Source organism: Neorhizobium galegae bv. orientalis str. HAMBI 540, assembly GCF_000731315.1.
In the GTDB taxonomy this organism is placed as follows: domain Bacteria; phylum Pseudomonadota; class Alphaproteobacteria; order Rhizobiales; family Rhizobiaceae; genus Neorhizobium; species Neorhizobium galegae.
In genome coordinates this window covers 1,324,259-1,344,702 of the sequence record NZ_HG938353.1, presented here as the reverse complement: position 1 = coordinate 1,344,702, position 20,444 = coordinate 1,324,259, and the positions used below count along the sequence as shown (strand labels likewise).

The window sequence follows — 20,444 nt, the reverse complement described above, 5'->3', positions numbered from 1 at the left end:
GTAATCGATGAGCGGAGGAAGCTCTCACTTCCTCGCCCGTTGCGAAATGATCTCAGCTATGAGGCGATCTCTCGCCTCCTCCTTCATATCCCTCATCATCCTCTTGGGCGTCTCGGGATCGAACGATTTTGTAATCTTCATTAAAGTCGTTATGTAGTTGAACTGTGCAGGTTCGCATGCACCGAACACCCCTGAGGCAACAACGTCCGCGCTATCCGATGAGCTTCGGGCGAATAGCGCCGCTGTGTTCAGTTTGCACTGCTCCCAGCTTTTCATAGCTTGATCCATATCCTGTGCCGTTGCCGGATATACTATCGCTATCAAAAGGAAGGCGGCTGTCCTCAGGGTTCTCATGACTACCTCGCTCGGATTTCTAAGCGGCTATACACCATTTCGCGACTACCAAGTCTAGGTGACTTGTTGTCAGTTCAGCCAACTCGGCTCATCGATCTCGTAACCGCTGTTGGTGTTGCGGTGAACCAGTTCGATGAAGTCCTCATAGGCTTTGTCCCGGAGGCTCTCCAGGTGTTCCTCATGGGCCTTGTCAGTGTCTCGGGCCATGCTCTCCGCCCAGTACCCCACCGCCATCGCTAGAACGTCCAGGCGGTCATCCTTGGCCAGCGAGCCACGGTCGCGGGTGATGCGGCTCATCTGATACATGAGCTGCCTAATAGGCTCAGAGGTGCCCTTGTGGTCATGCTCGATCACGGCTTGGTCGAACACGAGGCGGTGCTGGTTCATGACCGGCTCCAGGGTGTCGCAGATGCGGCGCTCCTTCTGCTGGTTATGCTTCACCTCCTCGATCTCCACGGCATGGATGCGGGAGACCACGGGCTTGAGGAGCTGGGTGAACATGCCGTCACCGAAGTTGGCTTCGACTATGATCTTGTTCGCCCCGTGCTGCTTCGCCAGAAGCGCCAAGCCCTTGAGGGTAGCCTCGCCATAGCCGTCCTTGAAACCGCCACTGGCGACCACGTAGAGCCAGCCATTGAGGTGTTTGACGATGGCGTAGGCCGTCTCGTCCTTGCCTCGGCCAGAGGGGTCGATGGCCATAACGCAGCCGGTGTATTCGGCCATCTCCGGGGCCATCCACATGGGACGGTGATAGGCATCGCCCTGGAGGCCCACCATGGGGATGTCCAGGCGCTTGTCGGGGTCCGAAGCCCACATGAGCTTCACTGGGGCCATCCTCGGGTCGAGCGAGGTCACCATGAGGTCACGGAACTTGAGCGGGTAGCGGTCCTGGTCGGACAGGCTGGTATCAAGCATGAACTGCAAGGCGAAGCCCGAGCGGCCATAGGACGCCTCACGCTCCAGGAGGTCGAGGTCGTGGAACCGCTTGGGGTCCACGGGGGTGCCCGGTCCCTTGCCGTCCTGGATCATCCTCATCACGAACGGAGCTAGTCGGCCCTGGTATTTATCAGGGTCGGCCGGGATGCGGGCTGGCCAGATGCGGATTTCATAGCCGCGCTCAGGGAGGCGATTGTAGATCGACATTTCCGTCTGAGGAGTGCCGAGGTAGATCACTCGACCACCTGGCTTCAAGACGGCATCGAACTCCTTGATGCGCTCAGATAGGAGGTCTCGCATTGTGGAGGTCATGGCGTTGTTGAGGCTCTCCACGTCATCCGCGATGATCACGTCTGCACGGGAGCCGGTGAGCTGGCCGGTGATGCCCACGGACTTGACCGAAGGCGACTGAGAAGCGCCAGCCGGTCCCACGTCGAAGGCGATGTTACTATCGCGCTGCCCCTTCCCTGGCTTGAGGTGTTCCAGGATGGGCATCTCAGCGATGAGACGCTTGGTGAACGTCGAGAAGGCGTCAGCTCGGTCCTTGGCTGCGGAGACAACCATGATGTTGAGCTGGGGGTTATTGAGGAGGAGCCAGCAGACGAATGCGGAGGTGACCCAGGATTTCCCCACGCCTCGGAAGGCTTCGATGACGGAACGCTTTGGTCCCTTCTGGAGATAGGCTGCTAGGTCATATTGAACGTCTGTCGGCTCGGGGAGATTGAGGTGCTTCCAGACCAGGAATAGGAAGTTCCGAAAGTCGCGCAGCACCGGGTCAGCGGGGGCCATAGCGGTGCCCGACTTGAGTTCGATTTGGGATGTCATGGAGTTTCCAAGAAACGCCAACGCAGAAAGGCGGACCTTCATAGAAAGCCCGCCCGCGTCAGTGTTTTAACTGTGGTTTAATCTTGGCTTGAGTTGCAGCTCTACTTCACGTTCGGATATATTGACCGAATCAAAGGAGCCCGCTCATGCCTGTTGAGATCCAAGCCGCCTACGTCAAAGCCCTCGACCAAAGCTCGTTCGGCTACGCCATCACCTGGAGGGTGGACGGCGAAGAGAAGATTGAGAACCTTGATCGGGAAACGCGCATGTACTTTCCCATCGAGGTCGTTGGTGCCGCCGAAGAGGAACGCGTCGAAGCCATGCGGGTGGGCGTAAAGTTCGATCTACGCCGCTCATTCGAGAACAAGCGTCAGTGGCTCGGTTGCTCGCCCGAAGAACTTACGGCGGCCATCGACGGCTGGGATGGGGAAGTCGCGGTCGTTAATTAGGTAGGTAGCCCGCTGTTTCGTCATCCTCCGGCCCAGTGAACGGCAGGGTATGGCTTAGCCTCTCCAGCGGGTCGCCCTTCTTGGGTACGCTGTCGATGCCGTTATCCTTGAGGAATTGACGGACTACGGAAAGATCGGATGCGGTTGCCGTCTTGCTGTTCACCCGCTCCAGCAGTTCGTTGGCAAGTGCGGAGTGGAGGTCAGCCATGATCTTGGCTAGATCACTCATCGGAATATCAGTCCTTTGATGTCGTCGGAGAATGCCCCGATGCCTGCGGCGATGATCACATAGCCCCAGCGGATTGAGGATAGGATGCCGGTGCCCTGGGCCTTCAAGGTCTCCAGGGAAGACACGCGAGCGTCTAGGTCATCCATGCGTTTGTTGATGCCGCCCTGCTGGGAGAGCAAGGTGTCAACCTTACCCTCCAGCCTGCCGAACATCAGATAGAAGTTCGAATTGTCGTCCATGTTAGGTTCCAGAGGCGTAGCGCCAAGCGGCATCGATCTCGTCTGAGGTCTTGCCCATGATGGCGGCGATTTCCTCGATCAGCGGGTCATCGCGCAGGAACTTCCGAGCGGAGGTCCAATAAATCTTGGCGATCGTCCGGTCGGGTTCCGGCATCTTCTCGATGATGTCATCGATCTGATCGGGGGTGATGTTGAGTGTCAGCATGCCGAGCTTGAAGTCGATAGGCGTCAGCGGTGGGAACTGAACTAGAGCGTGTGCCTGCTCTTCGGCCCGCACACGTTCGTTAGCTTCGTCCAGTTCCAGTATCTCGTAGTCTGCAACAGGAACTACCCTAGCGGCCATGCGTCTAAGGTAGTCAGTGGCACTCTCTCCCGGCACCCTAAAGTTCTCGGGGATAGTTGCGGTCACCATCCGGCCATCAGGACCGGTCCAGGCGTAAACTTTCATGGGCTAGTCCTCCCTTTCGTAAACAGTGAAACCCCAAATACCGCCGTCCGGGTTCTTCTGAACAAGCTGGTTGTTTCCGTCCGTGGTGAGTAGTGCGAAATCAAACCCGTTCCTGCGCTTTCGATAGGTTCGCAGCTCCCAAGAGGAGTAGTCGCCATTGGTGAGCGGGTTGAGGCGTGGCCAACTATCGAAGACAACATCGTAATAGATGTCCTTCGCAGGCGTCTCGAAGCGGACTTCATACCAATAGGCGCTGGGACGAGCGATGCTGAGAACGCCTTCCGACCTGTTGATGACCGGCGTGTTTCCGCCGTTGCCGTTGGCCCATGCTTTCACCACCTTGCCTGACGACATGGTGCGGGACGAGACATCGATTGCGTCTCGCGTCTTGTAACAAACGGTAGACGTGACCGCCGTTGCGTTCGTAACCGCTTCGCCAACATAACACCTGTTTACCTCGGTCCCCTGGGGCCAAGTCTGCATCTTGTTGGTTGCCTCGAAGAACACGTCATGCGCCATGTCATTCGGGGTGAACGGTGCAACCGCTGGCGTGAACGCTGCGGTGTAGCGAGCGAAGGGACTGACGCGGATTTCATCGAAGTAACCAGCAGTGATGTAATCAGCATTGCCCTGGAAATTCCCGAAGTTAATGCGGGTAGCACGGGGGCTGACCTTGATGGCTGAGGTGACGGTCCACTGTAGAACACCGTCAATAAAGCCGCGATAGGACGTGCCATCGTAGCTCACGGCGTAGTGGTGGAAGGTGGTCGTGTCGGTGATTGCGGTCGCGCCCGTCTGGACGTTGTTTGCGATATCCCAAGCAGCGCCAACCAACATGTCCGAGCTTGCGTAGAAGAACATTTTTCCCGTGGTCGTGAGACCGCAGAGCAAGGTCGCATTGCCGTACCGAGTTTCCTGCTCGGAAAACGTGAAGAGGGTCTGGACGCCCGCGTCCTTCTTGCGAAACCACGTCTCGACCGTCCAGCCGCGAGTGGTATCCGTAATGGCGACCCCGGTGTCGATACTGAACCAGTTGGCCTGCGCCCGGGTCAGCTCTACGGAATAGGTGCCGAACTTGGAGATCGTATCGTTGAAAATGGGCAGCGCGTAGGTGAGCGTGCTATCCCACCGCTCGAAAGAGACATTGTTGCCAAAGTCGTCAACCTGCGAGTTTTCGCAATGCCAGAGAAAGCCGGGGTTCCTTGCCGGACGCAGATTGTTCATCACCCGCTCGGGAGGGAAGATGGTAGCACCCGGATTACCGTTTTCGTCCAGATAGAGGTAGTTCCTCGCATTCGGCGTGAGGCCCGACCACGTAACGTTTGCGGTCTTGGTGACGAGCGTATTCTTGACGCCTGCCACATCAAACCCTTTACCGATCACCGCGAGCAGTGGCGACGAGGCGGATACTCCCTTGGACGCGATGGCGAGAGAGCCGGAAGTCGCGTTCAGAAAGTCAGTGCCACCCACGCCGGACGGCGCGGTCAGGATGACGTTCCCGAGATCGCCGGTGTGCTTTGGAACAGCGTCAATAGCGGTCTTGACGAAGGCGGTCGTGGCGACCTGCGTGTCGTTGACCGTCTGTGCTGGCGTAGGTGCCTTAGGCGTCCCGGTGAACGTAGGTGATGCGAGGTTCGCCTTGGGGCTGACCTTGGCATCCACCTCCGCCTTCACATAGTAGCTATTGGGGTCAAACAGGGCGGCACGATCTGCCGACGCAGCGGCGGAAGCAGCAGAAGATTGAGCCTCACCGGCCTTCGTAACTGCTGTATCTCTAGCCGTCTCCGCACCGGAACGTGCAGTTTCGGCACCGCCGCGAGCTGTCTGCGCTTCATTGCGGTAGGTGAGCGACAAGTCCCTCGCCGCCTCTGCTCCGGTTCGGGCGGTTTCAGCACCGTTCCGTGCCGTCTGCGCGTTGGATTGTGCGGTTTCAGAACCCGCCCTCGCTGCCTCAGCGGCAGTCTTTGCGGATACAGCACCGTCCTTGGCGGCAACCGCTGCGGAGACATTGGTATTCGCAGTGTTGAGAGCCCACGCCTTGGTCACGGCGTCCTGATCGTTCAGGGGGTCCGCAAGGTTGGCGAGGCGTCGATTGAGTGCCGAGAATTGGCCATCCTCGGTCACGGCCATGGACGCCGCTCCCTGGTCGAACGCTTCCTGCGAAAGGAAGAACGACTGGAGGGTGGAGGTGTTGAGGTCGGATTGAACGAGCGTGGAGCCGTCCGTGAAGGTGACCAATCTGTCCTGGCGGGGGGTCGTGCGCCGGACCTCGACCACTGAGCCCGCAGGTGGGGCCGTGTTAGTACGGACGCGGTACGTATCGATCCAGGTGAAAGGAACAGCTACACCCTCAACCTTGACGGCCACATGGGACTTCGAGAGGTATTCGCAAGGGACATCGAAGTTTCGATTGCTGCCATCCCCCTGGGTATGGGCATATGAAAGAGGCATTTAAGTCTCCAAAACGAGAAAAGCCCCCGCCACGGGTTGCGTGACGAGGGCCATGAGGTTTGCTTAGGGTTGGCGTGGTTATTTCTTGGGGGACCACTCCGGGAGTGGACTGATCACCGTCGAGAGAAGCTGGGCGATACCGTTGAGGTTCTGGAACGGAAGGACGCGAGCTAGCGTTCGGGCATCCGCCTGGGAGAAAGCCTTCCCGTGTAGGGATTGACCGGCTACACCCAAGACCTTGATGCTGCTGTCCACGAGGTCCGCTGAGGGGTTACCGAAGATTGCATCGGAGCCCAGGCCGGTGGAGCGGGCATCAAAGATCGGATGCTCCTTCTCACGGAATGGAGAAGCGAGGGTGTCAATCGCCATCGGCATGACACTCGCCCAGGAGGAGTTCTGGATACCAGCAGCCGCGAGACTGCCCAGCGATAGCCGCTCCTCAAGATATTTCTCACGATCACTTCGACCGACCGAGCCTGCGTAGGTCCGCATCATGTAGGACATAGAGGCCGCGAACGTGGTGGTTAGAAACGCCGCTGCGGTAGCGGTATCCCGGAAGTTCAAGCCCTGTAGCGTCTGCTTCGTATAGGCTGCGAGGACGAAGGACCGGAACTGGAGGAACGTTCTTGCCAGAGGCGCGGACATCCACATGGCCATCTGGCCGATGTCATTCTCCTGGATGATCGACCGGCTCAGTCGGAACGCAGCCGTCTCGAAGTTTGCCACGGCTTCCCGGTCGGCCCACTTGTCGAGGTTCAGCGCCTTGAGCCGCCCTTTGTCGAAGGTCGCGTGATTGCGGATGTTCTCATAGATCGCCTCGGCCCTACGCTCATCCAGGGCGAGAGCCTCCAGGCGGCGGGGGTTCATCTTGGTGCGTCCCTGGGCCATCAAGGCGAACTTGTTCATGATTGACCGGCCAGTCCAACGCTGGAGCGCGGTGTTCACCGGAGCCATTCCGGACATCGCGGACACCGCCCGCTTGCCCTGGTGGAGGAAGTCATCCACCTTCTCCAGGACCGGGTTGTTCCAGGTATCGAGCGGGTTATCGAACACGTCCTCCCTGCGGTGGGTGGCATGGCGAACCCAGTCAGCACCGCCGCCCGTGATGTCCTCCCATTCCTGGGCAAGAGCATCATCAAGCTTCCCGGTCTTCGCATTGCGCCACATGGCACGGAACGAAGGGACGTTGGTGAAGGACGCTTTGAGCCCGAGCTGGGAGACCGTGTTCATGGCTTCCGAGAGCTGGGCGAAGCCGACTTGCCCCATGACGCGGACGAAGTTGTAGTCGCGGGCCATCCGGAGGAACTGGTTCCAGTCGGACCCCTCGTTCCAGGTGGGCTTGCCAACGATGGTGTTATAGACCCAGTTGAGCCGGTCAACGTCCTGTTTGGTCTTGCCCTGGATACCCTTCTGGTCCCCCACGTCGCGGACCTTATCCATCAGGGTATTCCATTCGCCATCCGAGGTTACCCCCTGGACGAAGTATTCATCCGCCATGTCGCCCGGTTGCCACTTCGGGTTCTTGATCTCCATCCTAGCCATGGCAATGCGGCCCGACATTTGCCGGGAGTAGCTGCGAAGGAGCGTATCCGCATCGTTGATGAAGAGGTCGGAGATGCGAACGAACTTTGCCCCGGTTTCCCCATTGGAGTACGGGAGCATCGCACCGAAGTTCTCATCATAGAACATGCGGGATTTACCGTGACGGCTCGCACCGTCCTTCTTCCCCGGCTTCATGTGACCGATGAGGGTATCAATATCGGCCTCGGAAAGGTCGGTGTCCTGGATGAGGTTCGCCTTGAGGGCGTCCAGGTCTTCCCCCGAGAACGCACGGGACATCTGCTGTAGCTCGCCTGCGGAAAGGGAGTGGAGCTTCTTGATGTAATTGTAGGCGAACGTGTCGGCCAGCTCTTCGGTGATCTCGTCGTTCACCTCTCTCATTGCCCGCGATACGAGGCCCGAGAGGGTCTTGTGCCCGAACTTCGTGAGGTGGTCCTGGATGGACCCGAGATCGAAGATGCGCGGAACGTAGTGGTCATTCCGGGTCAGGCCCTCGAAACCCCGAACGGCCCGCATGGTGCGACCGTCGATAACCCCAGGGTTCGCCGCAGTCTCGGCATAGGTGCCCAGGATATCCTTGAGGACCGCTCCCTGGGCTTTCACCGCAGGGTCATAGTCCACCATCAGGTCATGATCGCGAACGTAGGCTGTCACCTGTTGATGGAACTCATCCCGGCTCGCGTCCGGATTGCGCTCCCTAAACTGCTTCCAGTTGGCTTGATTGGAGGACGCCCATTTCGCCTCGGCCCTTCCGTGGAGGAGAGCCTGAACTTCGGACGCACCAATGGGGGTGATGCCGCTCTTGTTGCGGGCAGCATCCTCAACGATCACGTTCCCGATCATCGACGTGAGATCGTTCTCGGAACTCTTGAGCGAATAGGAGCTATCGAAACGGAGACCACCCGCGTCGAAGACATCAGGCCGTTCAGCGTCACGCACAATGTCAGCGGTATCGAGCCTCAGCGGTTCCCTGGGGTTCACCTGCATGGCACCCGCTGTCGAGCCACCGGGCGGCGACATGGCCGTGCCATTGTGCATGTTCCGGCCAATCTTCTGGAATTGCTGGGCTTCGGCCAGGGTCGCCGGGTTCTTCGCAAGGGCACCAAAGGCACCCCCGAGGAGCATGCCGGTCCCGACACCCCACCAAAGATCGGCTTCCTCGGCGGTGGGCTGGTTCGCATAAAGGATGCCTTCCGAAACGGCGGCACCGGCCCCACCCTCAGCAGCCGTTAGGGCTACCTGCCCGACCTTGCCGAACCTAGCGGCCACCGCAGCCGGTGCCCCGGTGCCAAGCGTAGCTGCGGAGATACCAGCAGCAGCGGCCCAGGCGAGCGGGTCAGTTACTCCTGCGGCCACCCTAAGCCCCACCCCTCCCCAACCGAGGGAGGCTAGGCGCTGCTCGGCTTCCATCTGCTTGACCAGGGAGTTCCTCATCCCTTCCGCATGGACCAGGGATTGAGCGTCACCGAAGCGGTCCCAGTATTGCTCCGGGATACCCTTGGTCAGTTCGTCCATCGTCTTCGGGTCGAGCCGGAAGTTAGGGTCAGGCTTCGCCTCGGGTTTGTCCTGCCAGATAGCCGAGAGCGACCAATCGGTGTTCACGGCGTCCTTCACGCCCTGCCAGATGGTCGTATCAGGCAAGGCATCCTCGCGGGCCTGGGCAGCAGCGCGGTCCTCCTCCATGGTGGTCGGAAGGACAGGCTGGGTGCTGCTCATGACGGACACGGTGTTCTCCGGAGAGCCCACGGTGAAGTTGGACTGCGGCTGGTCCGGCCCAGGGTTTGAGAAGGTGAGCCTCGTGGGCTCCTTGATCTCGGTCGCCGGGACACCGTGGAAGGCATCGCTGAGCCACTTGGGTGCATTGGCGCCATCGCCGTTAGCACCCCATACCGTGGGGGAGCCAAAGCCGATGTGCATGGAGCCGGGTTGCATGTAGCCCTGGCCCGCGCCGAAACCGGTTACGCCTGATGCCCTCGCCTTCCGGACGATATCCTGGAACACCGGGACATCCTCGGGCCTTGCCCAGTCGAGCTTCCTACCGTCCTTGTAGAAGAAGACATCAGCGGCACCGCCGTGGTCGTGTCGGACGGAGCCAGTACGACTACCCTTGCCTTGCGCGGCCTCAGCCTTGGTGACCTGCCCACCGCTGAAAACCTCCATCTGGATACCCATGTCTTCCAGGAAGCCGAGGGAGTTCACCAGCCGGGGGTCAAGCGGAAGGTTGCGCTTAGCCGCGCCGTTAGAATACCGGAGCCATGCCGGTGTGTTTGAACTTGCCATTAGGGTGTCCTTAGAAATGGAAAGGACCACCCGAAGGTGGCCCGATTAGGGGAAGGAACGCTTGCGCATGACCTCGATCCGCCGTGCCCGCTCCTCCTGGATAGCCTTGATGCTGTCCTGGGTTTCGGCCTGCTGATCGATCACGCCCTGCTTGATCTCGTCCTTCCTTTCCTGGTCGAGCTGGTAGAGTGAGCGGAGATCGATGTTCGCCCGGTCTGCATGCTCGACGGGATACTGGCCGGTTTGGTGGACGATCATCCAGCCGTTACCGTTGGTCGCTGGCCGGATGGTGAGGTCGTCGGCGTCAACGCCTTCCGTCTCCCCGAAATCCTTCACGTACTTGTCGATGGCGCGGGTCGCGAGTTCTGCGAAGTTCGGCGGGGTGTCCTTCCCAGCGGTGTAGATGAAGTTGCCCTTGACCTCCGTATGGGTGGCCTCGAAGCGTTTCTTGGCCTCGTCCAGGGCGTCATCTGCGCTCATCCCGTTCTGTGCATAGAACTTCCCGAGACGGCCGATTTCGTTGGCAACGTAGCCCTGGTTTTTCGGGGTGCTACCGAACCAACCGCCAATGCCGCCATAGGTGATCGACTTGACGCGGGTATCGATCTGATCAAACCGCTGTTGCGTCCCCGCCCCTTGGAACTTTGAGGGGTCGGAAGTCTGCATCATCGCGGTCTGCATGGCCTGCTCGGGCTTGAGCTTCCCGTACTGAGTGGCAACGCGATAGGCTTCATAGAAGTCCCGGTCTGCGCTGTCCTTGATATGGGTTTCGAGAAGCTTGGGGTTTGCAGCGTGGAGCTTCATGTAGAGATCAACGCTGTCCTGGAGCGCAGGCGGAACCTCGCCACCTGATAGGGTGAACTGGGTTGCCGACTTAGGCCCCGCGCTGAGGACATGCTCCCACTTTGGGTTCCTCAAGTTGCCGACTGAGAAGGTCTCCACCTGCATCCCGAAGGCTTGCTCGGGGGTCGCCTTGCCCTTCGTCACCAGCCATTCCGACTGATCAACAAGTCGCTTGGCAGCGGCTTTCTTCTGGTCCTCGACCGAGATCGTCCTTGTTTCGCCGGTCTTGGTGGGGACCGTGACTTCCTCGATATAGGCGCCCATGCCCTTGGTAACGGCCTCGACGTTCCGGGAGGTCACGTCTTCCTCGGCCTGGGTAGCGGCTCGTTCAAGAGCGATCTTGTGTTCGGCCTTGGCCAGCTCCCTCGCCTGCTGTTCGTTGTAGGTGTCATTCTGGTTGATCAGAGAAAGAACCTGAGCTTCCGAGAATGCACCCTCGTTCGCCCGATGCCAGGACAAAAGCTCATCACGGTCGAGCTGGCCCTGCCGAGCCTTGTCCCAAAATCCCATTCGGGCGTCACGGGTAGTCTCCTCGGCCTGCTCGTGGTTCTGCCTCTTGGCCATGTTCTGGATGCGGGTGGCATCCGCCTGGAACTCCCGGTTGGAAGCCAAGGTGCCCAGGACAGTGCCATCAGCGCCCTTCCGGTCGGAGTTCAAGATGGCGTTGACCATCTCGGTATCGCCCTTGGCGGCGAACGCCTCAGCCAGTCGGACCATCTCCCGGTCCTGCTCCTTGAAATCCACATGGAGCAGTGATCGGTTGCCTTCGTATTTTCCACGCAGGGCTGCAACGATCTCCTCGGGTGTCTTCTTCCCCTCGGAGCGGAGTGCCGTGGCCTCACCGTGGAAGGTGTCATAGACCCCGCTAACGGTGTCCTGCTTCACCTGCTCGGTCTTGTACTGAGCCTGGGCGGTGTTCGCCCTGGCGCTGAAACCGTCCATGACCTTGTTGTAAGCCCCGGTGAAGTGAGGGTCGCTCCCGTACTGCTCCAGGTCGGCCCCGGTGCGTTCACGGATGAGACCGTCGAGGTTGCCCGAGTTCTTGTCGAAGTTCGTCTCGTACTCGGTCGAAAGCTCATTGACGCGCTCGTAGGCAAGGCGTTCGCCGTACTGCTTCATGAACGCGGCCTTGAACCACGGGTTCTCCATCTCGGCCATCTTGCCGCTGTTCACGGCATCGCGGGCTTCCTGGAAACTCATGCCACCGATGCGGCGGTTCGCCCGGTCCTCGGCGTCCTTCTGCGCCTTGGCAGCGGTTACATCGAGGAAATTGGAGAGCCCTGGGCTGATCTGAGCGAGCGCCCCAGCCAACTGCTGGAGACCATTCGGCCCCGAAGGTGGGGCCTGAGGACGGCTATAGGTATCCACCGGGCGAGCCTGGGGTTGCAAGGCTACATCCCCGATGGGGTTCCGAACCTGGACACGGCCTCGGTTCGCACCACCCACCGATGGGCGGTCATCTTGTCGGGTCAATCCCGGTAGTTTTGTCATGGCTATTCCGTTGGCTTGTATTTGCTGTAGCTATTCAGGCCGATGCCACCGATCTTGAGGGCGGCTGCAAACGGGCTAGGGCCGGAAGCCCATGGCATGGAGTTGATGCGGTCTTTGGCCTTCGCCTTGAGACCGTCCATCTCGCGAGTGAGGTTCGCGGTGGTGAAGCCGGTGTTCTGCGATATGCGGTCCTTGGCCGTGGCCTCTTTACCGTAAACGTCTGCAAGCAGGGCATCGACCGAGAGGCCGGAAACACCTGCTTCGCCAGCAGCGGCCATGGTGGTCGCACGGGCGGCACGGGCTTCACGGGAGAGGTCTTGCTTCTGAGCAGCGGCGGCATCTTCTTCCTGGATTTGCCGCGTCTGAACGTCAGCATATTCCCGGACTAGATTTTCATTCGCAGCTCTTTGGTTCTGGCGAACCATGTCGTTCTGCTGCTTTGCCTGCTGCTGGGCACCGATGAACTCCATGCCCGTCTGAACAGCGCCAATCGCGAACGAACTCACCATCATTGTAATGGGGTCGCACATTGGTCATTCCTTTAATCGGACCACCTCGAAGAACGGGTGATCGCCTGGGCCGAGGCCCTTGGTGATGTTGATGAATTTGAAGCCACACCAGCGGAGCCAGCGGTGATGCACCGTATTTCGGCAATCGGTGTAGTTCATGAGGAGCTGGTATTTCTCGTGGAAGCGGTCCACGAAAGGCCGGGTCTTCCTGAGGAAGTCCGTCCGGTGCTTGTCGATATCATCGCTGGCAAGAAGCCAAATGCACCCCACCATTGGGGAGGCAGGGTGCGGTGCGGTGCCGAACATCAGGACGGCCCTGCCTTCCTCATCGATAGCGGTGAAGCAACCATCAGGTGACCTAAGGCCGTCCATCAGGCTCTCCTCCATGCAGACCCCACCAGCCGCCAGGACCTCCTCAACATCCTCCTTGCGGAGCCGAGGTGCCAGATAGGCGACATCCTCGGGCGTCGAGGGACGAGCTGAAAGCATGTTAGGTTCTCCTGGAACGGATGATGAAGGTCGCCTCCCACTCGGCTGAGAGGAGAGCGCAGGGAAGCGGCGTGTCGTTGATGATCTCGATCTTGGTGTCCTCGTTCCTCCCCGAGATCGCGAAGCGGTGGCGACCCTGCTCAAGAGAGGGTTGGCCGAGGATGTTATGTCCGGAGCCCAGGACGCGGCCTGAGAAGATCGAGCGGAAGGTGTCCCGCTGCATCGGCGTGACTTCGGCGCGGAAATAACCGGTGTCGTTGTAGGTGATGATCATCCGCCGAAGCTGCATGCGCCCAGCGCCGACCGTCATCTGACCACCACCTAACGCCTCCTCCTTGATCACCAGCTTCGAGAAGGTGTAGCGGAACTCATACGACCGCCCGATGATGAACTTCGTCACCTTCCCGTTCACGACAAAGGCGTTGTTCGCCCAGGTCGCCGGGATGACCTGACCACGCCGGTATGGGCCTTCATCCTGGCCGATGATCTGGAACTGTGATGGGGTATCCACGATGTACGGAAGGGTAATCCTGGTGGTGTCCGAAAGCGCATCATAGGTGACTGCGCACTGGCCTGCTTCCGCCCGCTGGTCGAGCAGGAACATGAACGGGATACCCTCGTCAAAGCGTCCAGCTTCTAGGCTAATCACCTCGAAGACGACTTGGCCATTTCGCTCCACCAGCATCCAAAGATCGCTTTCGATGAAGTCCACATAGAGTATCTTCGAGCCCGGTGGGAGCGTCCACTTCGACCACGCGGACTGTAGCTTTTCCAGCTCCTGCCAGTAGTATTTGTAGACGTAGAGGGCGTTGGGTTCCTTCGGCGTGAGCGCCACTAGGACATCCTCATTCGAGCTTGCGGCTAGCTTCGTGACGCCCCCAGGGATGTACTTAGGAACGTGAGCGGTGATGTCCGAGGCGTCATTCGTCTTGGTCTCCCCATCCACGTAATATTCCCGGATGCCGGAATAGGCCCCCTTGTTCATGGCGAAGTAGACGTTGCGCCCTGCCCCCACCGGCTTAGCCAGGAGCGATGCCTGGAACTCGGTGGTCTGGTTGATCGAGATCGTGAACGGGGTGAGCATGTCCGACGCACCAAGCATGAACTGGGTCTGATCGGAGAAGAGCAGCAGCGTTTCATTGAACGGAATCGCATGCCGGATAATGGATACCTTGGAATGGCTCACGGCCACGTCGATGGTGTCGGTGTCGAGGAGCTGGGTTGCCGAGGAGCGCCAAAAGCAGAAGAACTCACCCGACCGGGAGAACACAACGTTCTCGTCAGCGACAAGACCGAGGCGGTTCCGATGGAAGAAGAGGTCGTTCAACTGCTTCCCCACGAATGAAGGCGGGGGAATATTTTCGGCATCACCTACCTTGCGCTCATCCCAGGGGATTTGCTCGAAAGAAAAGGTGCCATTGGCGAGGCGCTTGAGCGCATAGGGGAGCGTTCCGCCGTCAAGCTGGTATTGCTCACCACCCTTGTAGCTCTCCTTCCAGACGCCGGTTGCGTTACCACCCGTTGGGTTATCGTATTCAACCCAATAGTTGTCGAAGCTGGATGAGCTGTCCCCGCGGATTTCCACACGGAAGCCATGGACCGACCTAGCCGGGAGGTCAGTGAACCGCTGGACATAATCCTTGCAAACCTTGATGCCCTGGTCGCCCAAGCCGTCCTTGGTTTCCACGGTAAAGTCGGTGTTCGTCTTCCGGACCACATGAAGGGTGGAGCCGTGGAGATACAGGTTATAGCTCGCGGTGAACGTCGCATCAGCGTTGAACTGATTGAGGAGCTGGTTCGCGATATAGTCTGTCGCCACCTGCTCGGCATGAGCGGCTGTCGAGCCGTCCGGTGTCTTGAATGTCTTCGAGATGCCGCCAATGGTGAGGGTATAGTTCAGGCCATAGGCCCCCTGGCGGACCCATACCAACGCTTCCCGTTGACGGGTGGGCGTGAGGGTCGATTTCATTTGGACGGTCACGGCCTTGTTGAGAAGGAACGTGTAGTCAGCCACCGTTACGGCGGTGAAGTGCTCATCGGGGGTGGCCGAGTTGAGGTAGGTCTTCCCGTTGGGGAACGCCACGGTGATCTCTGAGCCGTCCATTCGGAAGACCCTGAGGTTCCCGTTCGTGGCCACCACGACATACCGTTCGTTCACGTCGCGATTGATGGTGTGAATGTAGGCGCGGCCCAGGGACGTGTCGCTGATCTTGGCGATGAACCGGGCCGGTGGGCGCTTCTTGAGCCCCTCGACCACGGAGCTATAGCCGTTGAGCTGAGCTTCGGCCTGAGAGGAAAGCCGCAGGGAGTACGGCTGCTGGGAGACCCCATTGATGAGGTTCGGGATAGTCGAGCTGATCAATGTCATCGGGAGGTGACCTCACCGATGAAGGAGTTGTCCAGGATATTGAGATCAGCGGTTTCCCCCTCGGCATCCTCCAGGGCAAACAAGGCCATCTGCTCATCCCGCAGGGAGAAGTTGGAGAGCAGCTCGGAGCCGATCTGGCCTTCCTGGAAGCGGCGACCGGCCTTGATGGTGATGTAGGTGCGCGCCGCTTCCGGTAGCTCCTCGAAGGGGAGCAGGAAGACGATCTCGACCTTCACCGTCTTGCCGATCTCGAAGGTATGGTTCCTGCGGTCATAGAGCCGCTGCCCACGGACGACGAGATCAAGGCTCTTGTCGGCCCCGGTGGTGTCCACCTTGAGGGCGTTCCGGGGGAGCTTGATCTCACCCTCGGGATATGAGGGGGCAATCGGGTAGTCTTCTTCGGTGTTCCAGTGCCAGCCCTTGAGCTGGACCGCTCGGTTGACTGCGGAGAGCGCCTGGAGCGCCATCACAGCGTCGATGACGCCGCTGTCCTCCACGCTGTTGACTGGAGGTTCGCCAATGGTGGCGATGATCTGGTTCACAGCTTCGAGGACCGTAGTGGGGGTATCTGCCAGCATGGGCGGGCCTCCGGTCGATAGATGAAAAAAAGGGGAGCAAGCCGAAGCTCACTCCCCAAGTTGACGGTGGATATCTATCCGTATGTGGATAGGATTAGGCGGCAGAACGCACTTCGATGGAAGCCTGCGGGCGCAGGATGCCATGGCCTACGGCGTACTTCGAGATAACGAAGTGAGCCTGACGGCGCGGGTCGTAACCGGCGTCGAGGCCGAGATCGAGCAGCTTGACCGTACCGACCGCCTGCTTCTGCATGACGAGCATTGCCGTCTTGGAGAAGTCGCCAGCGTAACGGGCCGGTTCACCACCAGCCTCGACACCTGCTTCGATGAGGGTGCTGGGCAGGTTGTTGGTCTTGACGATCTCGATACCGGCTACGCGGTAGACCTTGCCGTCCGAGTACGCACCAGCGCCACCGAAGTCGCGGTTGATGGTCTTCTCGGCCTGGACCAGCTTGTAATACTGGGCCGGACGGACGAAGGCGTAGCGGTCTTCTTCCGGAACGTCCTTCTCATCGAACTTCTGCGCAGCAGCGAAGAGAGCAGCGGCGAGATGGTCACCGTTGGCGAGGAAGTCAGCCGACTGGGGCATGCCGCTTTCGGTCGGAAGGACAACGGAACCACCCGGAAGGCCCGAGACCGCGTTAGCGGCACGAGCTGCCAGGACGCCGACCTGGAGGATATGACGGTCCATGACCTGGGCGAGCTTGCGGCCCTGCTCGGTCGTCACGATGGAACGCATGTCGTAGTGGTTCTTCGCTTCATCGATGTTCGCGAAGTAGGCATCCGAGACCAGGAGGTCATCGATATGGATGAGGACTTCGTTCTGGTTCACCTTCTGGCCCAGCAGCTCCGCACCCGGAGTATGGTAGAAGGCGTCGATGAGACCGGTCGCCGGGAAGGCAGCGGACTTGCCCGAAGAGATGGAACGGGTCATGTGGCGGTCAGCCATCACCGTCGCCTTCTCAAAGGCCGTCAGAACTTCACCGGCATAGATCTTTGCGAAAGTCGCATCGACGGAACCGGCACCGTTGATCTGGCCAAGGCGCGTGATATTTGCATCAGTCATTTTGGATTTCCTGTGATGAGCTTGGAAGTTGATCAGGCTGTCCAGCGAACTCGTCACAAGCAGAGCCAAGGTTATCCTCCGCAGAGGGCAATGGGTCGGCGTGTGTTGTTCTCGGGATTTACCTTTGCGTCACCGCGCATATCTTTGAGCGCAGTGTGACTAGCTTCATCATCAGGATGGAGACCGGCCCGAAGGCCGATCTATTTCTTGCAGAACTTCTCCCACTTCAAATTGTAGGAGAAGACTTCTCTTTGGGTCCCCTCGGTGTCGGCCTCATGCCAACTCAAGGGTTTGGCTATGGAGCAGAACGAGGGTTCAGGGGGTGGACCGCTGGTAGTCGCGCATCCGCTCGCGGAGAGCATCAAGCTCGCCAGTAAGAGCATCAGCGTCGATCTGGTCAGCAGCTTCCTTAGCGGCCTCATTGATTTGCTCCTGGGCTTCACGAACCTCATCCCTGCCCTCCTCACGGAGCCGGGTTTCGCGGTACGTCTCAAGGAGACGCAGAACGATATTCAGGATGAGAGTGAGGAGGGAAAAGGCTGTGGTCATTAGGTCTTAGCCTTGACCTCGGGCTTCTTGGCCAGGACCGAGGCGAGAACCTCAGCGACCTTATAAGCCTTTGCCAGGACTGCATCGTCCTTCGGCGTGGGGGTGAGCTTCACGATCAGGGCGGCAAGCGCCAGGACTGCGAAGACGATGTTGAGTAGCTCGCTGGAGTTAGCGACTACCCAGGCGAATACGTCTGCCATGGGTTTCCTTTCGGGTTAGAAGACGTTCGAACGCCCGATCTTCGCCTGGACATCAGCACGGTAGGCTGCGTCCTTGGCATAGCGGGGGTCGGACATTGCTGCGGTGATTTCTGCGGTGGACCGGAAGGCATCGCCCTGGTCATCGCCGTTGCCACCATTGAGGAGGCTCGGCTCGTCACCGACTGCGGACTTGTACTTGGCCTGGAGGCCGGTGATCGCAAGCTTGATGCTATCGACATCGCCGCCATCCATGACCTTGTTGAACGCGGTGATTTCCTGCTTCGACATATTGGAAGCAGCCCAGCCGACCATCTGGCTGTAGCCTTCGGCACCGCCGAACTGGCCCTGGATATCGGTGATCATCGCCTGGGCCTGGGCTTCCTGGCCAGCGATGTAGGCATCCACGATCTCCTTCGGCACACCGGCTTTTTCCAGCGCGTCGTAGGTCGCGGTGGAGAGTTCGCCGTTCTGTGCGTACTCGGTCGAGAAGGCATTGAAGTCGAGACCCATAGCTTCGACCTGAGCCTGGGCTTCCTGGGCATTGGCCGGGAGTTCCGGAGTACCCTCAGGCTTGCCGCCTTGCTTGGCCTCAAGGGCAGCATAGGCATCAGCCATGGCCTTCATCGGGTCTTCGGCGGAACGGAACTTCTCCGGAACCCAGTCCGGGATTTCCTTTGCACCAGCGGCGGGAGCTGCCGGTTGCTCACTTGACGGCGGCGTCAGAGCTGCATCGGCCTTGGCGAGCATAGCAGCTTCGTGGCCTTCGGGTGCGTTTACCGGCATTGCATTTGAAGTGGATGGGGTCGTCATCAATAGTCCACGATGGTGAAGCCCGTAGACCATGAGGTGCTGGTCGAGGGCGGGGTTACGGTTTCGGGGGTAGGCTTGGGGGCCTCCTCCGTTTTCTTGGTTCGGACACGCTTCGGCTTCGGAGCTTCCACCGGGGCCACCTCAGCGGTGACCTCGGGAGAAACTACGGGTGTGGCCACGGGCGTCTCCGGTGTCGCCACTGGGGCGACCTCGGGGTTTTCCATGGGTTATCCTTGGGCTTCGGGTTTGAGCTGGTCGCGGACGGCTCCAGCCATTTCCGGGACGAACTGAGATGCCATCGCCTGCATCTGCTTCTGCTGGCGGGCCTGTTGAACTTCCTGATCGGAGCGGACAAGGCCGGTGGCTTCGATGCCGATGGCGGTTGCTGCTCGCTTGATGTAGTCGCTCACGTTCAGGTACTCGGCAATCACCTCCGGACCCAACGGGGCGAGGCGCTGGAGTAGGCTGTCGAGCTTCATCTGATCATGACCACGGCCAAGGGCTTCGAGGCCCGTGGTGATCGCTGGCTTCACCACACCCGAGGGAAGCGTGGGGAGTTTCCCAGTGCGCTCCAGGGAGAACATGATGCGAGACACGAGTGGGAGCTGGAACTCCTGGGACAGGATGGAATAGACGCCACCCAGGGCATCCTCCAGCTCGCCCGCCATGTAGCGGATTTCCTCGGCGGTCACTCGCTCACCGGACCGCTGGATAGCGGAGTTGAGGAGGAAGGCCATGGCAAGCCGCTGGCTGATCTCGCTCATCGTCTCTTTGGCGATGCGGAAGTCGGCGTACTTGTCGAGCTGGAGGAAGGTAACATCGGAAGCGTCACCGGAACGGACGGCCCCATTCGGAGCCTCGGCAATGGTCTTCTTGCTGGTGGTGCCATTCGGCTTGACCAGGATGAGGATTTTGGCGGCGGCTGCGGAGCCTTCGACAATCGCCTTCGTCAGGACTTCTAGCGACTTGAGATCGCCATAGTATTCCTCGACGTAGCCACGGCCATAGTCTTCGCCGTCGATCTTGGTGAACCGGAGCGGAATCCAGGCAGACTTACCCTTAGGATAGCTGCCTTCCGTACCGGGAACCTTGACGCCCTCGACCTCCTGGTAAATCCGCCATTGCCCGTTCACGAGCTTGACGTGGGTGTAGAGGTCCATGGTCTTATCTGCCGAGAGAGCATTGTTATACTTCTGGCGGGCATTGGGACCGAGCTTCGATACGAACGCCGGGGGCAGCGTATCAGGGGCTACGGTTTCCTTGGTGATATGCTCCAGGACGTTACCCATCGGGTCACGCTTGACCACAAAACGGTCTAGCCGGAATGCCCTCATGCCACCCTCGGGAGGGAGATAGAGGAGGACGTTGCCGGAAATGATGAGCTGCTTCAACGCCTCAAAGGCGGTGACGCGGATAGCTGCTCCCTCGATCTGCGTCATCACGGCGCGCTCGACTTTGCCGAGGGCTTCCTCAACGAGCGCCTTCATGCCTTCCTGCTTCGTGAGTTCTTCAATCGTGAAGTCGTCAATGAGCAGCCGGAAGATCGGAGCGTTCGGTGGGAAAAGTGCCAGGAGAAGCTTGGAAGCCAGGTTGTTGACGCCTCGTGCCCCGATGCCCTGGAATGGGGTCGGGAGAGATGCGTCACCGGAGTGGCCTTCGGGAGGGAGCAGCGTGGGAATGGTTAGTTTCGCTGCGCTTCGGGCTCTTGATAGGAACGGTTCACGCAGCCGCATGAGCTGCGAATAACGCGCAGCAGCGGTCTTTGCCATG

General features: G+C 59.6%; 18 protein-coding genes. 1 reads left to right on the top strand and 17 read right to left on the bottom strand.

Going from position 1 to position 20,444, the window contains the following annotated elements:
* Positions 1-24: 24 nt before the first annotated feature.
* Positions 25-354: a hypothetical protein gene (locus RG540_RS06900; RefSeq protein WP_038586006.1), complete on the bottom strand. Its 330-nt coding sequence runs from the start codon at positions 352-354 to the stop codon at positions 25-27.
* Between the two features lie 69 nt (positions 355-423).
* The gene (gene terL, locus RG540_RS06895; protein ID WP_197560175.1) at positions 424-2,115 is read right to left on the bottom strand and encodes a phage terminase large subunit; all 1,692 of its coding nucleotides are present in this window, start codon (positions 2,113-2,115) and stop codon (positions 424-426) included.
* Between the two features lie 146 nt (positions 2,116-2,261).
* Here terL and RG540_RS06890 point away from each other — a divergent pair, with 146 nt between their 5' ends.
* Positions 2,262-2,564: a hypothetical protein gene (locus RG540_RS06890; RefSeq protein WP_038586003.1), complete on the top strand. Its 303-nt coding sequence runs from the start codon at positions 2,262-2,264 to the stop codon at positions 2,562-2,564.
* Here RG540_RS06890 and RG540_RS06885 read toward each other — a convergent pair.
* From RG540_RS06885 to RG540_RS06810, 15 genes are all read right to left on the bottom strand, one after another.
* Entirely contained in the window at positions 2,557-2,793 is a 237-nt protein-coding gene (locus RG540_RS06885) for a hypothetical protein (protein ID WP_038586000.1), read from the bottom strand. The genes RG540_RS06890 and RG540_RS06885 overlap by 8 nt on opposite strands.
* A complete protein-coding gene (locus tag RG540_RS06880) occupies positions 2,790-3,032 on the bottom strand; it encodes a hypothetical protein (protein ID WP_038585996.1) in 243 nt (80 codons plus the stop codon). Before RG540_RS06880 ends, RG540_RS06885 begins: the two co-directional genes overlap by 4 nt.
* A 1-nt stretch (position 3,033) precedes the next feature.
* Complete coding sequence (locus RG540_RS31085; protein ID WP_051909257.1) at positions 3,034-3,480, bottom strand: hypothetical protein; 447 nt, start codon at positions 3,478-3,480, stop codon at positions 3,034-3,036.
* A 3-nt stretch (positions 3,481-3,483) separates the two neighbouring features.
* Positions 3,484-5,931 carry a phage tail fiber domain-containing protein gene (locus RG540_RS06870; protein ID WP_038585993.1) on the bottom strand — a complete coding sequence of 816 codons (2,448 nt, stop codon included), beginning with the start codon at positions 5,929-5,931 and terminating at the stop codon, positions 3,484-3,486.
* A gap of 78 nt (positions 5,932-6,009) precedes the next feature.
* Complete coding sequence (locus RG540_RS32750; RefSeq protein WP_162182797.1) at positions 6,010-9,771, bottom strand: hypothetical protein; 3,762 nt, start codon at positions 9,769-9,771, stop codon at positions 6,010-6,012.
* A gap of 45 nt (positions 9,772-9,816) precedes the next feature.
* Positions 9,817-12,105, bottom strand: a complete 2,289-nt coding sequence (locus RG540_RS06860) for a hypothetical protein (RefSeq protein WP_038585988.1) — start codon at positions 12,103-12,105, stop codon at positions 9,817-9,819.
* A gap of 2 nt (positions 12,106-12,107) precedes the next feature.
* Positions 12,108-12,575: a virion core protein, T7 gp14 family gene (locus tag RG540_RS06855; RefSeq protein WP_157884596.1), complete on the bottom strand. Its 468-nt coding sequence runs from the start codon at positions 12,573-12,575 to the stop codon at positions 12,108-12,110.
* A gap of 63 nt (positions 12,576-12,638) precedes the next feature.
* Positions 12,639-13,103: a hypothetical protein gene (locus RG540_RS06850; protein WP_051909256.1), complete on the bottom strand. Its 465-nt coding sequence runs from the start codon at positions 13,101-13,103 to the stop codon at positions 12,639-12,641.
* Between the two features lies 1 nt (position 13,104).
* Positions 13,105-15,471 carry a phage nozzle protein gene (locus RG540_RS06845; protein ID WP_038585984.1) on the bottom strand — a complete coding sequence of 789 codons (2,367 nt, stop codon included), beginning with the start codon at positions 15,469-15,471 and terminating at the stop codon, positions 13,105-13,107.
* Entirely contained in the window at positions 15,468-16,049 is a 582-nt protein-coding gene (locus RG540_RS06840; RefSeq protein ID WP_038585982.1) for a tail protein, read from the bottom strand. The genes RG540_RS06845 and RG540_RS06840 overlap by 4 nt, the downstream gene beginning before the upstream one ends.
* A gap of 94 nt (positions 16,050-16,143) precedes the next feature.
* The gene (locus RG540_RS06835) at positions 16,144-17,115 is read right to left on the bottom strand and encodes a phage capsid protein (RefSeq protein WP_038593205.1); all 972 of its coding nucleotides are present in this window, start codon (positions 17,113-17,115) and stop codon (positions 16,144-16,146) included.
* Positions 17,116-17,430: 315 nt separating this feature from the next.
* On the bottom strand, positions 17,431-17,664 hold the full coding sequence (locus tag RG540_RS32325) for a hypothetical protein (protein WP_157884595.1): 234 nt from the start codon (positions 17,662-17,664) through the stop codon (positions 17,431-17,433).
* Positions 17,664-17,864 carry a hypothetical protein gene (locus RG540_RS06825; RefSeq protein WP_038585976.1) on the bottom strand — a complete coding sequence of 67 codons (201 nt, stop codon included), beginning with the start codon at positions 17,862-17,864 and terminating at the stop codon, positions 17,664-17,666. Before RG540_RS06825 ends, RG540_RS32325 begins: the two co-directional genes overlap by 1 nt.
* Before the next feature lie 15 nt (positions 17,865-17,879).
* Positions 17,880-18,674 (bottom strand): capsid assembly protein, encoded by a 795-nt coding sequence (locus tag RG540_RS06820; RefSeq protein ID WP_038585973.1) that lies wholly within the window; start codon positions 18,672-18,674, stop codon positions 17,880-17,882.
* Between the two features lie 227 nt (positions 18,675-18,901).
* Positions 18,902-20,443: a portal protein gene (locus tag RG540_RS06810; RefSeq protein ID WP_038585967.1), complete on the bottom strand. Its 1,542-nt coding sequence runs from the start codon at positions 20,441-20,443 to the stop codon at positions 18,902-18,904.
* Position 20,444: the final 1 nt, after the last annotated feature.

Excerpts from the sequence above, each read along its gene's own strand:
- RG540_RS06900 (WP_038586006.1), bottom strand. The coding sequence starts at position 354 with ATGAGAACCCTGAGGACAGCCGCCTTCCTTTTGATAGCGATAGTATAT.
- terL (WP_197560175.1), bottom strand. The coding sequence starts at position 2,115 with ATGACATCCCAAATCGAACTCAAGTCGGGCACCGCTATGGCCCCCGCT.
- RG540_RS06890 (WP_038586003.1), top strand. The coding sequence starts at position 2,262 with ATGCCTGTTGAGATCCAAGCCGCCTACGTCAAAGCCCTCGACCAAAGC.
- RG540_RS06885 (WP_038586000.1), bottom strand. The coding sequence starts at position 2,793 with ATGAGTGATCTAGCCAAGATCATGGCTGACCTCCACTCCGCACTTGCC.
- RG540_RS06880 (WP_038585996.1), bottom strand. The coding sequence starts at position 3,032 with ATGGACGACAATTCGAACTTCTATCTGATGTTCGGCAGGCTGGAGGGT.
- RG540_RS31085 (WP_051909257.1), bottom strand. The coding sequence starts at position 3,480 with ATGAAAGTTTACGCCTGGACCGGTCCTGATGGCCGGATGGTGACCGCA.
- RG540_RS06870 (WP_038585993.1), bottom strand. The coding sequence starts at position 5,931 with ATGCCTCTTTCATATGCCCATACCCAGGGGGATGGCAGCAATCGAAAC.
- RG540_RS32750 (WP_162182797.1), bottom strand. The coding sequence starts at position 9,771 with ATGGCAAGTTCAAACACACCGGCATGGCTCCGGTATTCTAACGGCGCG.
- RG540_RS06860 (WP_038585988.1), bottom strand. The coding sequence starts at position 12,105 with ATGACAAAACTACCGGGATTGACCCGACAAGATGACCGCCCATCGGTG.
- RG540_RS06855 (WP_157884596.1), bottom strand. The coding sequence starts at position 12,575 with ATGGAGTTCATCGGTGCCCAGCAGCAGGCAAAGCAGCAGAACGACATG.
- RG540_RS06850 (WP_051909256.1), bottom strand. The coding sequence starts at position 13,103 with ATGCTTTCAGCTCGTCCCTCGACGCCCGAGGATGTCGCCTATCTGGCA.
- RG540_RS06845 (WP_038585984.1), bottom strand. The coding sequence starts at position 15,471 with ATGACATTGATCAGCTCGACTATCCCGAACCTCATCAATGGGGTCTCC.
- RG540_RS06840 (WP_038585982.1), bottom strand. The coding sequence starts at position 16,049 with ATGCTGGCAGATACCCCCACTACGGTCCTCGAAGCTGTGAACCAGATC.
- RG540_RS06835 (WP_038593205.1), bottom strand. The coding sequence starts at position 17,115 with ATGACTGATGCAAATATCACGCGCCTTGGCCAGATCAACGGTGCCGGT.
- RG540_RS32325 (WP_157884595.1), bottom strand. The coding sequence starts at position 17,664 with ATGACCACAGCCTTTTCCCTCCTCACTCTCATCCTGAATATCGTTCTG.
- RG540_RS06825 (WP_038585976.1), bottom strand. The coding sequence starts at position 17,864 with ATGGCAGACGTATTCGCCTGGGTAGTCGCTAACTCCAGCGAGCTACTC.
- RG540_RS06820 (WP_038585973.1), bottom strand. The coding sequence starts at position 18,674 with ATGACGACCCCATCCACTTCAAATGCAATGCCGGTAAACGCACCCGAA.
- RG540_RS06810 (WP_038585967.1), bottom strand. The coding sequence starts at position 20,443 with ATGGCAAAGACCGCTGCTGCGCGTTATTCGCAGCTCATGCGGCTGCGT.